Annotated in this window: 1 pseudogene; it reads right to left on the bottom strand. The window is 65.7% G+C overall.

The window, feature by feature from the left end:
- Positions 1-391: pseudogene (locus P0G09_RS15910) on the bottom strand (stage V sporulation protein K); the annotation flags it as partial.

Here is a 391-nt window from a genome sequence, read left to right as displayed (position 1 = left end):
CATCGGTCCGCAGGCAGTATTCGCTCAGGGCACGGAAGATGCGGTCACAGCATTCGGCCAGCCCGGCGGTACCCTTCTGTGCGGTGCACTGAGCTGCGACATAGTCCCGCACGTCGGCCCCGGCGGAAAGGGTCAGCCCCAGCCGGGTGCGGATCTTCTGGGCCAGCGCGTTGAGCTGCTGTGCGTCAAGGGCGGCCAGATCCTCCCGGGTGTAGGAGGCCGTCTCGCAGACATCCCCCAGTGCCGACACCAGCGCCGCGCCGAATTTGTCAGCCAGTGCCTCACGGCCGTTGTGGGAGTAGAAGATGAGATATTTGCCGCAGGGGTCGATGCGGCTGACGGCTCCTGGGGCCAGCGACGTGCCTGCATCCACCAGGATGCCCTCTTTGTT

Source organism: Faecalibacterium sp. DFI.5.82 (assembly GCF_029076575.1).
Taxonomy (GTDB): domain Bacteria; phylum Bacillota; class Clostridia; order Oscillospirales; family Ruminococcaceae; genus Faecalibacterium; species Faecalibacterium duncaniae.
Note: the sequence above shows the minus strand (reverse complement) of the source record. Positions and strands in the feature narration are given on the sequence as shown.